Below are 14,063 nucleotides of genomic sequence, written 5' to 3' on the forward strand. Positions count from 1 at the left end.
TCTTCTGCCCCTAATGTAGGACCGCCTGGCGCGGCGGGACAGAAGAATAGGCTGATTTTGCTCTTATTTACCCAACTTTGCACTCACTCGAAGGGCGGCGGCGCCAGCACTTCGCGGTTTCCGTTATGGCCCTGCTCGCTGACGATCCCCTGCGCTTCCATCTGTTCGATGATGCGCGCGGCGCGGTTATAGCCGATACGGAACTGACGCTGAACCCCGGAGATAGAGGCTTTACGCTTCTCGGTCACGAAATTAACCGCCTGGTCGAACAGCGGATCCAGCTCTTCTCCGCCGTCAAATCCACCGCCGCCGCCTTCGCTTTCGCTATCCGAAGTGATGCCGTCGACATACTGCGGACGCCCGCGCGCTTTCCAGTCCTGGACTACCGCATGGACTTCCTGATCGCGTACGAATGCGCCGTGAACGCGCACCGGGATCGTGGAGTTCGGCCCGGAGTAGAGCATATCCCCCATCCCCAGCAGCGATTCGGCACCGCTCTGATCAAGAATGGTACGCGAGTCAATTTTACTCGACACGGTGAACGCAATACGCGTCGGGATGTTGGCCTTAATCAGGCCGGTGATCACGTCAACCGACGGACGCTGGGTCGCCAGCACGAGGTGAATACCCGCCGCACGCGCTTTCTGCGCCAGACGAGCAATCAGCTCTTCCACTTTTTTACCCACGGTCATCATCAGGTCGGCGAATTCATCCACCAGCACCACGATGTAAGGCAGTTTTTCCAGCACCGGATGAACCGCATCCATGCTGTCGCCCGGCTTCCAGTACGGATCCGGAATTGGGCGCCCCATGCGCGCCGCCTCGGCAATCTTCTCGTTGTAGCCCGCCAGGTTACGCACGCCCAACGCTGACATCAGCTTGTAGCGGCGTTCCATCTCGTTCACGCTCCAGCGCAGAGCGTTGGCGGCGTCTTTCATATCGGTAACCACTTCCGTCAGCAGATGCGGGATCCCTTCATAGACCGACAGTTCGAGCATTTTGGGGTCGATCATAATGAAGCGCACGTCTTCCGGCTGTGCCTTGTAGAGCATGCTGAGGATCATGGCGTTGACGCCGACCGATTTACCGGAGCCGGTGGTACCGGCAACCAACAGATGCGGCATTTTTGCCAGGTCGGCGACCACCGGATCGCCGGCAATATCTTTGCCCAGCACCACGGTCAGCGGCGAGGGGTTATCGCGGAACTTGGTATTATCCAGCACTTCGCGCAGGTAGACGGTCTGACGCTTCTTATTCGGCAGCTCCAGGCCAACGTACGGCTTGCCGGGAATCACTTCCACGACGCGCACGGCAACCGTAGAGAGCGAACGGGCAAGGTCGCGCGACAGGTTAGAAATACGCGCGGCCTTAACGCCCGGTGCCAGGTTCAGCTCAAAGCGGGTGATAACCGGGCCTGGCGAGTAGTTCACGACGTCCGCTTTAATACGGAAATCAGCAAGGCGAGCTTCCACCAGGCGCGCCATTTGCTCCAGCGCGAAGGTATCAACCGGCTCTATCTCACTCGGCGGCGGCGTCAGCAGATCCAGAGACGGCAGCGGCGTCGTCGGCCGCTGCAGCGGATGGCTGTTGCCGTTACGCATCAGGAGCGGGTGAATCAGGCTCTCCTGCGGCTGCGGCGCCGGCTGTTGGACCGGCGGCTGTATCGGGGCCTGAGGGGCCTGCTGCGGCTGGTAGCTCTGCGCCGCTGGCGCAGATTGTACCGGCTGCTGAGCCTGAGGCTGCTGGTAAGCAGGCTGCGGCGTCGGCTGCTGATAGTGCTGCACGGGCTGCGGCTGCTGTACCGGCTGATGCTGATGCTGCGCCGGCTGCTGGTATTGCGGTGCCGACGGCTGAACCTCCGGCATCGGCGTAAACAGCGGCTCGCTCGGGCCGTCGTCCACCAGCGTTTTCATCGGCGAGAAGTCATAATCAGCCGGAGAGAACGGATTCGCCCCGCGCGGCTGCTCGCTGCTGTAGCGCTGCTGTTGGGTGGCGGCAAACTGGCGAGCCAGCTCGGCTTCGGCGGCTGAATCGTCATCTCCGCCGTCGTCAGCCTGGTAGACCTCACCGTAGCGCTGCTGCTGGGTGGCGGCAAACTGACGCGCCAGCTCGCCCTGCTCCAGCTCGTTAACTTCTTCATCGGTGAGCGGCTCATCGTCATAATTTTGATCAAGCTCCGCCTGGCGGGCGCGCTCTTCCGCGATGCGCTGCGAAGGCAGCTTAATGCCATACGATGCCAGCTCACGGCGCGTCGGTACGCGAACGTGGTTAGGACGCGGCAGCTTCGGACCAATGCCCTCTTTGACCTGCACGCGCGGCCCGCCCGCGGCCGGACTGAACAGCGGCGCGGCGGATGAGGCAGCGGAGACCACCGCGGCGGCGGTTGCACCAGCGCCCGCGGCCTGATGTACGCTGGCGGCGAGCGTAGTCACCGCGGCGGCATCAACCGGAGAAGATGGCGGCGGCGAGACAGGCCGTGTCGCAACCGGACTCGCAGGCTCCGGAATCGGCTGATACCAGGCGGCAAGCTGTTCGCGCTCACGCGCGCGCTTCTCTTCAACCTCTTCGAAATAGTACATCGGCGGACGCTGCGGCTTGACCTCTTCCTGGGGAGCTTCTGGCTCAATAACAGGCGAGGCGGCAGAAGGTTCAGGCTGATAAGCGGCTTGCGGCTGGTAATGAGGCTGCTGGACGGGCGCCTGTTCAGGCTGATACGCCTGCTGCGGCTGATATGCGGCCTCAGGCTGGTAGTGAGGCTGCTGTACCGGTGCCTGTTCAGGCTGATACGCCTGCTGCGGCTGATATGCGGCTTCAGGCTGGTAGTGAGGCTGCTGTACCGGCATCTGCTCAGGCTGATACGCCTGCTGCGGCTGATACGCGGCTTCAGGCTGGTAGTGAGGCTGCTGGACCGGCGCCTGCTCAGGCTGATACGCCTGCTGCGGCTGATACGCGGCCTCAGGCTGGTAGTGAGGCTGCTGTACCGGCGCCTGCTCAGGCTGATAAGCCTGCTGCGGCTGATATGCGGCTTCCGGCTGGTAGTGAGGCTGCTGTACCGGCGCCTGTTCAGGCTGATACGCCTGCTGCGGCTGATATGCGGCTTCAGGCTGGTAGTGAGGTTGCTGTACCGGCGCCTGTTCAGGCTGATAAGCCTGCTGCGGCTGATATGCGGCTTCCGGCTGGTAGTGCGGTTGCTGTACCGGCGCCTGCCCAGGCTGATAAGCCTGGGCCTCTGGCTGCCAGCCGGCCTGTGGAGCCTGGCCGGCTACCGGCTCAGCCCACGCCTGCGGCGCCGCGGTGGCTGCCGCAGCCGCGCTCACAGGATCGGCAATGCTATGGCCGTTCAGCAGCGGATCGTAGGGGTCAAAATCCCCCGGACGCGTTGCGCTGGCACCGGAGAATAAGACATCGTCCGCATCTGTCGGGCGCGCGGCGCTGGCGCCAGAAAACAGCACATCGTCTGCCGCAACCGGCGCGCCGTTGGCGCTGAACTGAACCTCTTCCTCGGCATCATCCATACGCTTACCGGAAAACAGCGCGGCGTCGGTCTTGCGCCCCAGCGGATTGGAGAATTTCTCTGCCAGACGCTGGCGACGCGCTAAGGCGCTGCGTAGAATTCGCGCGCGACGCGAGCCCTGCGGTTTCGCCGTATCGTCGTCTTCGTCATCCTCATAGTCGTCCTCATCAACCCAGGTGTCGTCCCGACGGGTACGGTTGCTGGCAAAGGTAAGGACGGAAAGGATCACGCCGCCGAGTTTTTCGGCAATGCTGACCCACGACCAGCCGGTAAACAGGGTTAAACCCGCCGCCCAGATGCAGAGCAGCGCAATCGTTCCGCCGCTGCTGTGCAGCAGCGGTTGCAGGGTGGTGCTCAGCAAGCTGCCAATGACCCCGCCCGAAGCGAAATACCAAATATCATCGGCATTGATAGAGGCCAGGCCACAGGAGGTGAGGATCAGCGCCAGCGCGCCAATTAAGCGCAGCGAAACGGCGAAATAGTCGATGTATTCGTCGTTAGTTTGATTGCGCCAGGCAAACCAGCAGCCGCCGATAATAATCACGGGAATGGTGTAAGCCATTACGCCAAAAATGAAAAATAGCGTATCGGCAAGCCAGGCTCCCGGCGTACCGCCGATGTTGTGGATAGGCTCGTGCCAGGCCGTTTGCGACCAGCTTGGATCCGAGGGATTAAAGCTGAGTAAGGCCGCCATCAGCCAGATAGCAAAAAGGGTGCAAAGGATAAGTAACGCCTCAAGGAGTCGGCGCCCGCTGCTTAGCTTCGTCAGTTTGACTTCTTTGTCTTCGGTGTATTCCTGGCTCAAAAAAGGCTCTCCAGGTATCAGGCTGTTTCCTGCCTGCTGCTAAAACGGACAACAGTGCCGGGTCTCCCCGGCACTGTTGCTGTATGGATTAACAGGAGTGTAATCAAACTACGTCGATTTTGCACCTGTTCCGTGTTAGCGCGTCTTAATTACCAGACGATTGCTCTGCTTGACCTCTTCCATTACCACGTAGGTACGGGTGTCGTTTACGCCCGGCAGGCGCAGCAGGGTTTCGCCCAGTAGTTTACGATACGCTGACATGTCCGGTACGCGAGTTTTCAACAGGTAGTCGAAATCGCCGGATACCAGATGACACTCTTGAATTTCTTCAAGTTTTTGCACAGCGGCGTTAAATTGCTCAAACACATCCGGCGCGCCACGATTCAGAGTAATCTCAACAAATACCAGAAGTGATGCATCCAGATAATGCGGGTTAAGCAGCGCCGTATAGCCCTGAATAAAACCCTGTCTTTCCAGTCGACGCACGCGCTCAAGGCAAGGCGTCGGAGAAAGTCCCACCCGTTTAGAAAGTTCGACGTTAGAAATACGTCCATCTTTTTGTAACTCATTCAGAATGTTACGATCGATGCGGTCGAGATCTTTGCCAGGGCGCTTCTTGCTATCTACCATTATTATTGTCTCTCTGTATTCCTTCCCTACTCCTGTTCTGACTCTGAGCCTTCACTGCCAGAGCCCATCCTGTTCTTACCCGTACGACTTGAGTAACCCAGGGGTACGTGAGAAGCCCGTTGCCTGACGGCAGCCACCGACATCACGCATGGCGTCTGTCCACACCATGCGTAGATTTCGCTAACCCGGATAAAAATGGCATTTGCATGCATGAAAATTCGCCACACGCAAAACGCTGCTTTTCTTCTTCCATGAATGTTTTCGCAAAAGCACAGGGGATTGTCAAAGCAAAACATCGATTTTTAGTACAAGATGCCAGATATTCATTATCCCCCCCCGTTGATTCTCATGTTTTCCTCTTATAATTGTGCTGCTGACAGTAGAATTAGTTATATTCTCCGTTCGTTAAATCGCCAGTTCATCGGCGGATGCTATTGCACATATCGTTAACAAAATCGCTATGCTCTTTTTTTACGCCAACAAATTCCCTACAATCCAGCCCAATGTATGCCAATAAATTATGGGGTTCTCATGGGCACGGCCAAACACAGTAAGCTGCTAATTCTTGGTTCTGGACCTGCGGGATACACCGCTGCGGTCTATGCCGCACGTGCAAACCTGCATCCGGTGCTGATTACCGGGATGGAAAAAGGGGGTCAGCTGACCACCACCACGGAAGTGGAAAACTGGCCTGGGGATCCGAACGATCTGACCGGGCCGCTGCTGATGGAACGTATGCACGAGCATGCGGCCAAGTTCGAAACCGAAATTCTTTTCGATCATATCAACAGCGTCGATCTGCAGAACCGTCCGTTCCGCCTGGTCGGCGACAGCGGCGAATACACCTGCGACGCGCTGATTATCGCTACCGGCGCTTCCGCGCGCTATCTCGGCCTGCCGTCTGAAGAAGCCTTTAAGGGCCGCGGCGTTTCCGCCTGCGCCACCTGCGACGGTTTCTTCTACCGTAACCAAAAGGTCGCGGTTATCGGCGGCGGCAACACCGCGGTTGAAGAAGCGCTGTATCTCTCTAACATCGCGTCTGAGGTCCACCTGATCCACCGTCGCGACACCTTCCGCGCTGAAAAAATTCTTATCAATCGCCTGATGGACAAAGTGGCAAGCGGCAACATCGTGCTGCATACCCACCGCACCCTGGAAGAAGTGACCGGCGACCAGATGGGCGTCAGCGGCCTGCGCCTGCGCGATACGCAGAATACTGACAACGTCGAATCGCTGGAAGTCGCGGGCCTGTTTGTCGCTATCGGCCACAGCCCGAACACGGCGATTTTTGCCGGTCAGCTGGAGCTGGAAAACGGCTATATCAAAGTTCAGTCCGGCATTCACGGCAACGCGACCCAAACCAGCGTTGCTGGCGTCTTCGCCGCCGGCGACGTGATGGACCATATCTACCGTCAGGCTATTACCTCTGCCGGCACCGGCTGCATGGCCGCGCTGGACGCCGAGCGCTATCTCGACGGCCTGGCTGACGCTTGCAAATAATCTTTACAAGTCAGTAACAAAGGTAAAGAAGGCGACGAAAAGTCGCCTTTATTTTTTCCGCGTTGTAACATTGCCGTGCCCAAAAACCTATAACTCCACCTGCTAAGTGCGCAATGAATAAAACCCGTCAACAAGAGTTAACCCGCTGGTTAAAAGAACAGAGCATTCTCTCCCGTCGCTGGTTGATGATTTCCCGCACGCTGGGCGTCATTAGCGGACTGCTGATCGTCGCTCAGGCCTGGCTGCTGGCGCGGATCCTTCACCGCATGATCATGGAGAATATTCCGGCGACGGCGCTGGTGCTGCCGTTTACCGTGCTGGTGCTGATTTTCGTCCTCCGCGCGTGGGTGGTATGGCTGCGCGAGCGGGTCGGATTTTATGCCGGGCAGCATATCCGCTATGAGATCCGTCGCCAGGTGCTCGACCGCCTGCAGGAGGCCGGTCCGGCTTGGATCCAGGGCAAGCCTGCGGGCAGCTGGGCCACGCTTATCCTCGAGCAAATCGACGATATGCACGATTACTATGCGCGCTATCTGCCGCAGATGACGCTGGCCGCGTGCGTGCCGCTGCTCATCGTTATCACTATTTTCCCGATTAACTGGGCGGCAGCGCTGATCCTTCTCGGCACCGCGCCGCTGATCCCAATGTTTATGGCGCTGGTCGGAATGGGTGCCGCGGATGCAAACCGCCGCAACTTCCAGGCGCTGGCGCGGCTGAGCGGCCACTTCCTCGACCGCCTGCGGGGTATGGAAACGCTGCGTATTTTCGACCGCGGCGCCGCGGAAACCGACAATATCCGCGAGGCTTCGCAGGATTTCCGCCAGCGCACGATGGACGTCCTGCGTCTGGCCTTCCTCTCCTCCGGGGTACTGGAATTTTTCACTTCCCTCTCCATTGCGCTGGTGGCGGTCTATTTCGGTTTCTCCTACCTGGGCGAGCTGAACTTTGGTCATTACGGCGCAGGCGTTACCCTGATGGCCGGCTTTTTGACCCTGATCCTCGCGCCGGAGTTTTTCCAGCCCCTTCGCGATCTGGGCACCTTCTACCACGCTAAGGCGCAGGCTATCGGCGCGGCGGACAGCCTGAAAACCTTTATGGAAACGCCGCTGGCGCAGGCCGAGCGCGGCGAGAAGGTGCTTAGCGACAACGAGCTGGTGAGTCTTGAAGCGCGCGATCTGCGGATCAAATCACCGGAAGGCAAGGTGCTGGCAGGGCCGCTGAACTTCTCCCTGCCTGCCGGTAAGCGGGTGGTGCTGGTTGGGCAAAGCGGCTCAGGCAAAAGCTCGCTGCTGAATACGCTGGCGGGCTTTCTACCCTATGACGGTTCGCTGATGGTCAACGGCGTTGAGCTGCGCGATCTTGATAGCCAGCGCTGGCATCGCATGCTGAGCTGGGTTGGACAAAACCCGCAGCTGCCGGCGGCCACGCTGCGTGAAAACGTGCTTCTGGCGTGGCCTGAAGCAACCGAGGCGCAGCTTCAGCTGGCGCTGGATAAAGCCTGGGTAAGCGAATTCATCTCGCAGCTGCCGCAGGGCATTAATACGCCGGTGGGCGATCAGGCGGCCCGCATATCGGTGGGCCAGGCGCAGCGCATCGCCGTCGCGCGTGCGCTGCTGGTTCCCTGCCGTCTGCTGCTGCTCGATGAGCCTGGCGCCAGCCTTGACGCCCACAGCGAACAGCGGGTGATGCAGGCCCTGTCAAACGCCTCTTCGCAGCAAACCACGCTGATGGTCACTCACCAGCTAGAAGGTATAGCCGGCTGGGATGCTATCTGGGTAATGCAAAACGGACAGATTGTCGAACAGGGCGAGTATTCGCAGCTTGCCGCCGCCGAAGGGCCCTTCGCGACCCTGCTGGCCCATCGTCAGGAGGAGATTTAAATGCGCGCATTATTACCTTATCTGGCGTTGTACAAGCGGCACATATGGCTGCTGATGCTCGGCGTGGTGCTGGCGATCGTCACCCTGCTGGCGAGCATCGGGCTGCTGACGCTGTCGGGCTGGTTCCTCTCGGCATCGGCCGTTGTCGGCGTTGCCGGTATTTACAGCTTTAACTATATGCTGCCCGCCGCCGGCGTACGCGGCGCGGCGATTATTCGTACCGCCGGGCGCTACTTTGAACGCCTGGTGAGCCACGACGCGACTTTCCGCGTCCTGCAACATCTGCGCGTTTTCACGTTCAGCAAGCTGCTGCCGCTCTCCCCTGCCGGGCTGGCGCGTTTTCGCCAGGGCGAGCTGCTTAACCGCATCGTTGCCGACGTCGATACCCTGGATCACCTCTATCTGCGGGTCATCTCGCCGCTGGTTGGGGCGCTAGTGGTCATTCTGGTCGTCACCGCCGGCCTGAGTATTCTGGACGTCACCCTGGCCCTGATGCTGGGCGGCATCATGCTGCTAACCGTGCTGATACTCCCGCCGCTGTTTTACCGTGCCGGTAAGCCCGCCGGTGAGTGCATAACCCAAATGCGCGGCCAGTACCGCCAGCAGCTCACCGCCTGGCTGCAGGGCCAGGCGGAGCTGATGCTGTTTAACGCCAGCGATCGCTACCGCGAGCAGCTGGAGAAAACCGAACAGCGCTGGCAGGATGGCCAGCGCCGTCAGGCCGAACTCACCGCGCTTTCCCAGGCGCTGATGCTGCTGATTGGCGGCGTTGCGGTGATTGCGATGCTGTGGCTGACCTCCGCCGGCGTGGGCGGCAATAGCCAGCCGGGCGCGCTGATCGCGCTCTTCGTTTTCTGCGCCCTGGCGGCGTTTGAGGCGCTGGCACCGGTCACCGGCGCGTTCCAGCACCTCGGGCAGGTCATCGCCTCCGCGCGGCGGATTACGCAAATCACCGAGCAGCAGCCGGAAGTCTCCTTTGCGCAGAGCGCGGACCAGACCTTCTCACGCGTGGCGTTGACGCTGAATCAGGTCACCTTTAGCTATCCGCAGCAGCCCACCGCGGCGCTGGAGAATATCTCTTTACAGGTTTCTGCCGGCGATCATATCGCTATTCTCGGACGCACCGGCTGCGGGAAATCAACCCTGCTGCAGCTGCTTACCCGCGCCTGGGATCCGGCCCAGGGCGAGATTTTACTCAACGACCAGCCGCTTGCGCAGCTCAACGAGACAACCTTGCGCCGGGCAATGAGCGTGGTTCCTCAGCGCGTGCACCTGTTTAGCGCAACGCTGCGCGACAACCTGCTGCTGGCGGCACCGCAGGCGAGCGATGCGCACCTGGTCAACATCCTCGAGCGGGTTGGGCTCGGCAAGCTACTCGACGACAGCGGCCTCAACAGCTGGCTGGGAGAAGGCGGTCGCCAGCTTTCCGGCGGCGAGCTGCGCCGGTTAGCCATTGCCCGCGCCCTCCTTCACGACGCGCCGCTGATGCTGCTTGATGAGCCGACCGAAGGCCTGGACGCCACGACCGAAAGCCAAATCCTTGATTTACTGGCCGAAGTGATGAAAGAAAAAACCGTGCTGATGGTCACCCACCGCCTGCGCGGGCTGGCGCGTTTTAATCAGATAATTATCATGGACAACGGCAAGATTATTGAGCAAGGTAGTCACGCAGAACTGCTGGCTCAACAAGGGCGCTACTACCAGTTTAAGCAGCGCCTGTAGGTCAGTCGTTATCGGGCCATCGCCGCAGGGCATCCCGAATGATTTTGTGTATATACTCTATGAGTTTCAGGTGCGCGCATACTGCGCTGACGCCTGAAAGACAGCGAATATACTGGACAATTGCTGGTGCGTATTGAGGTTAAAATGCGTCTGGTTCAGCTCTCCCGTCAGTCCATTGCCTTCCCCGCGCCGGAAGGCGCCCTGCGTGAACCGAACGGCCTGCTGGCGCTGGGTGGCGATCTTAGCCCCGCGCGCCTGCTTATGGCCTATCAGCACGGCATCTTTCCGTGGTTTTCACCGGGGGATCCTATTTTATGGTGGTCTCCCGATCCCCGCGCGGTTCTGTGGCCCGGGCAGTTTCATCTCAGCCGCAGCATGAAACGCTTCCACCAGCACTCTCCCTATCGCGTGACGCTGAACCATGCTTTTGGCGAGGTGATTGAAGGCTGCGCCGCCAATCGCGATGAGGGCACCTGGATAACCGCCAGCATCGTCAAGGCCTATCACCAGCTGCACGAGCTCGGGCACGCGCACTCAATTGAGGTGTGGCGCGATGAGACGCTGGTTGGCGGCATGTACGGCGTGGCTCAGGGGGCGCTGTTTTGCGGCGAGTCGATGTTCAGCCACGCGGAAAACGCGTCGAAAACGGCCCTGCTGGTATTCTGCCAGGCATTTATGCGCGACGGTGGCCAGTTAATTGACTGTCAGGTGCTAAATAACCATACCGCGTCGCTGGGCGCCGTTGAAATTCCCCGCCGCGACTATCTCGATCGGCTGGCGCAATTGCGCAGCCAGCGTTTACCGGAAAGATTTTGGGTGCCGAGGGTGCTATTTACCGGCAATGTGTAAATGTTTTCAGCACATTCTTCGCCGGGATGGTATAATTGCGCGGTAGAGTAGCTTCTGCCCGTTGCCCCGCCGCCGTTTGGGAATAATAAGAGTCAGATAACGCCCATCGTTCTGTCACTCCCCCTTTACGTTTGCGCCTGTCGTGCGGTTTATCCGCGTGCGTTCCGGGCAATGCGCCAAAACTACTTCAGTGATTTAAACCCAAACTTATTCATGATGCGCCGGGACGACAAACCAAACGCCAGGCAGCATCAATAACTATGTGACCGTGAGAACTAAGACAGCCAGAAAGATAAAGTATATAGACTCGCAACAGCTCGGGTTGCAGGCGGGCGGCAAGTGAACGGATCCCCAGCGCTTACTGAAAAAAGTAGCCGGGATCGAAGAACGCAGCCAACGTGGACGCAACGCGAAGTGTGACGGGTATAAACGTAAAACTTTACTTACTCGCTGAACTTCGGCATTATCTTGCCGGTTCAAAACTACGGTAGTGATACCCCAGAGGACTAGATGGCCAAAGAAGACAATATTGAAATGCAGGGCACCGTACTTGACACGTTGCCTAACACAATGTTCCGCGTAGAACTGGAAAACGGTCACGTGGTAACTGCGCATATTTCCGGTAAAATGCGTAAGAACTACATCCGCATTCTGACGGGCGACAAAGTGACTGTTGAGCTGACCCCGTACGACCTGAGCAAAGGCCGCATTGTCTTCCGTAGTCGCTGATAGTTTTCCGCCCTCGTGGCGTCAGATGCTAAAGGCCGGGATATTTCCCGGTCTTTTTACATCCCCTTTCCGCTAAGCGACTGCGGATATAAAAAAACCGGCCCACAGGCCGGTTTTTGACGTTTCAGAGTAAGAATTAATGCGCTGTTTCCGGTTTGTGCTTCTGCGCACTCTGGAAATCATAGGTCAGCGAACTCTTCTCTTTATCCAGCGCAACGGTCACCTGGCCGCCGTCGACTAACGACCCAAACAGCAGCTCGTTGGCCAGCGGTTTCTTCAGGTTATCCTGAATCACCCGCGCCATTGGACGCGCGCCCATCGCCCGGTCATAGCCTTTCTCTGCCAGCCAGTCTCGCGCTTCCTGACTCACTTCCAGCGACACGCCTTTCTGATCCAGCTGAACCTGCAGCTCGACGATAAACTTATCCACCACCTGATGGATGACCGTCGTTGACAGGTGATCGAACCAGATAATGTTGTCGAGGCGGTTACGGAACTCCGGCGTGAAGATCTTCTTGATCTCATCCATCGCATCCGGACTGTTATCCTGATGGATAAGGCCAATCGACTTACGCTCGGTTTCGCGCACGCCGGCGTTGGTGGTCATCACCAGCACCACGTTGCGGAAGTCCGCCTTGCGGCCGTTGTTGTCGGTCAGCGTACCGTTGTCCATCACCTGCAGCAGCAGGTTAAAGACGTCAGGGTGCGCTTTTTCAATCTCATCAAGCAGCAGCACCGCGTGCGGATGTTTAATAACCGCATCGGTCAGCAGCCCGCCCTGATCGAAACCAACGTAGCCCGGAGGCGCACCGATCAAACGGCTCACGGTGTGACGCTCCATATACTCGGACATATCAAAGCGCAGCAGCTCAATACCCAGCGCCTTGGCCAGCTGTACGGTGACCTCGGTTTTCCCGACGCCGGTAGGTCCGGCGAACAGGAAGGAGCCCACCGGCTTATGCTCATGGCCCAGTCCGGCACGCGCCATCTTGATGGCTTCGGTTAACGCCTCAATCGCCTTGCCCTGACCAAAGACCAGCATTTTCAGCCGATCGCCAAGATTTCTCAGCGTATCGCGGTCGCTTTGGGAGACGCTCTTCTCAGGGATGCGGGCAATGCGCGCCACCACCGATTCGATATCCGCCACGTTAACCGTTTTCTTACGCTTGCTGGCCGGCATCAGCCGCGCCCGCGCGCCCGCTTCGTCGATAACATCTATCGCCTTGTCCGGCAGATGACGATCGTTAATGTATTTCACCGCCAGTTCAACCGCCGCACGCACCGCTTTCGCCGTGTAGCGCACGTCGTGGTGCGCTTCGTACTTCGGCTTCAGGCCGTTAATAATCTGTACCGTCTCTTCTACCGAAGGTTCAGTAATGTCTATCTTCTGGAAACGCCGGGCTAACGCGCGGTCTTTTTCGAAGATATTGCTGAACTCCTGGTAGGTCGTCGAACCCATCACCCGAATCTTGCCGCTGGAGAGCAGCGGTTTAATCAGGTTGGCGGCATCGACCTGGCCGCCGGATGCGGCGCCCGCACCGATGATGGTGTGGATTTCATCGATAAACAGAATACTGTTGGTATCCTGCTCCAGCTGTTTCAGCAGCGCTTTGAAGCGTTTTTCAAAATCGCCGCGGTATTTTGTCCCTGCCAGCAGGGAGCCGATATCCAGCGAATAGATCGTGCAATCGGCCATGATTTCCGGCACGTCGCCCTGCACGATTCGCCATGCCAGCCCTTCGGCAATCGCGGTTTTACCCACGCCGGACTCACCCACCAGCAGCGGGTTATTCTTACGACGGCGGCACAGAACCTGAATGGCACGCTCCAGCTCTTTTTCGCGACCAATCAGCGGATCGATTCCGCCAACGCGAGCAAGCTGATTGAGATTGGTGGTGAAGTTTTCCATACGATCCTCCCCGCCTGCTTGCTCTTCGTTGCTGGGCTGGCTTCCGCTGTTTTCGGAAGGCTGGCTCGGCTCGTCTTTACGCGTACCGTGAGAGATGAAGTTCACCACATCAAGGCGGCTGACTTCATGTTTACGCAGCAGATAGGCCGCCTGCGACTCCTGCTCGCTAAAAATAGCGACCAAAACGTTGGCACCGGTCACTTCGCTGCGGCCAGAGGATTGTACGTGGAAGACGGCACGCTGCAGTACACGCTGGAAGCTCAGCGTCGGCTGAGTGTCGCGCTCTTCTTCCGTGGCGGGTAGAACAGGCGTGGTCTGTTCGATGAAGGCTTCAAGTTCCTGACGCAGCGCCACCAGGTCCACGGAACACGCTTCCAGCGCTTCGCGGGCCGAAGGGTTACTGAGCAACGCCAGCAGCAAGTGCTCGACGGTCATGAACTCATGACGGTGCTCGCGCGCTCTGGCGAAAGCCATGTTTAAACTGAGTTCCAGTTCTTGATTGAGCATAGGCACCTCCCCCAATTT

General features: G+C 58.7%; 8 protein-coding genes. 5 read left to right on the forward strand and 3 right to left on the reverse strand.

The features are described from left to right. Positions 1 to 83: 83 nt before the first annotated feature. Together ftsK and lrp are read right to left on the reverse strand one after the other, a co-directional pair. The gene (gene ftsK / locus M2416_RS03140) at positions 84 to 4,319 is read right to left on the reverse strand and encodes a DNA translocase FtsK (RefSeq protein ID WP_259222053.1); all 4,236 of its coding nucleotides are present in this window, start codon (positions 4,317 to 4,319) and stop codon (positions 84 to 86) included. A 135-nt stretch (positions 4,320 to 4,454) separates the two neighbouring features. Continuing rightward, positions 4,455 to 4,949 (reverse strand): leucine-responsive transcriptional regulator Lrp, encoded by a 495-nt coding sequence (gene lrp / locus M2416_RS03145; protein WP_000228469.1) that lies wholly within the window; start codon positions 4,947 to 4,949, stop codon positions 4,455 to 4,457. A 531-nt stretch (positions 4,950 to 5,480) separates the two neighbouring features. Between lrp and trxB the strand changes: the two genes are divergently transcribed. The 5 genes from trxB (at position 5,481) to infA (ending at position 11,629) form a co-directional block, all read left to right on the forward strand. Continuing rightward, positions 5,481 to 6,449, forward strand: a complete 969-nt coding sequence (gene trxB / locus M2416_RS03150) for a thioredoxin-disulfide reductase (protein ID WP_041144779.1) — start codon at positions 5,481 to 5,483, stop codon at positions 6,447 to 6,449. 113 nt (positions 6,450 to 6,562) lie between these two features. After that, a complete protein-coding gene (cydD, locus tag M2416_RS03155; RefSeq protein ID WP_041144778.1) occupies positions 6,563 to 8,329 on the forward strand; it encodes a heme ABC transporter permease/ATP-binding protein CydD in 1,767 nt (588 codons plus the stop codon). Then, on the forward strand, positions 8,330 to 10,051 hold the full coding sequence (gene cydC / locus M2416_RS03160) for a heme ABC transporter ATP-binding protein/permease CydC (RefSeq protein WP_259222058.1): 1,722 nt from the start codon (positions 8,330 to 8,332) through the stop codon (positions 10,049 to 10,051). A 144-nt stretch (positions 10,052 to 10,195) separates the two neighbouring features. Continuing rightward, positions 10,196 to 10,900: a leucyl/phenylalanyl-tRNA--protein transferase gene (gene aat / locus M2416_RS03165; protein ID WP_076945485.1), complete on the forward strand. Its 705-nt coding sequence runs from the start codon at positions 10,196 to 10,198 to the stop codon at positions 10,898 to 10,900. Positions 10,901 to 11,410: 510 nt separating this feature from the next. Next, positions 11,411 to 11,629 (forward strand): translation initiation factor IF-1, encoded by a 219-nt coding sequence (gene infA, locus M2416_RS03170; RefSeq protein WP_002211347.1) that lies wholly within the window; start codon positions 11,411 to 11,413, stop codon positions 11,627 to 11,629. A gap of 136 nt (positions 11,630 to 11,765) precedes the next feature. Here infA and clpA read toward each other — a convergent pair whose 3' ends face one another. Then, positions 11,766 to 14,045, reverse strand: a complete 2,280-nt coding sequence (clpA, locus tag M2416_RS03175; protein ID WP_076945049.1) for an ATP-dependent Clp protease ATP-binding subunit ClpA — start codon at positions 14,043 to 14,045, stop codon at positions 11,766 to 11,768. Positions 14,046 to 14,063 lie beyond the last annotated feature (18 nt).

The sequence above is a fragment of the Klebsiella sp. BIGb0132 genome (genome assembly GCF_024810075.1).
GTDB lineage: Bacteria > Pseudomonadota > Gammaproteobacteria > Enterobacterales > Enterobacteriaceae > Klebsiella > Klebsiella terrigena.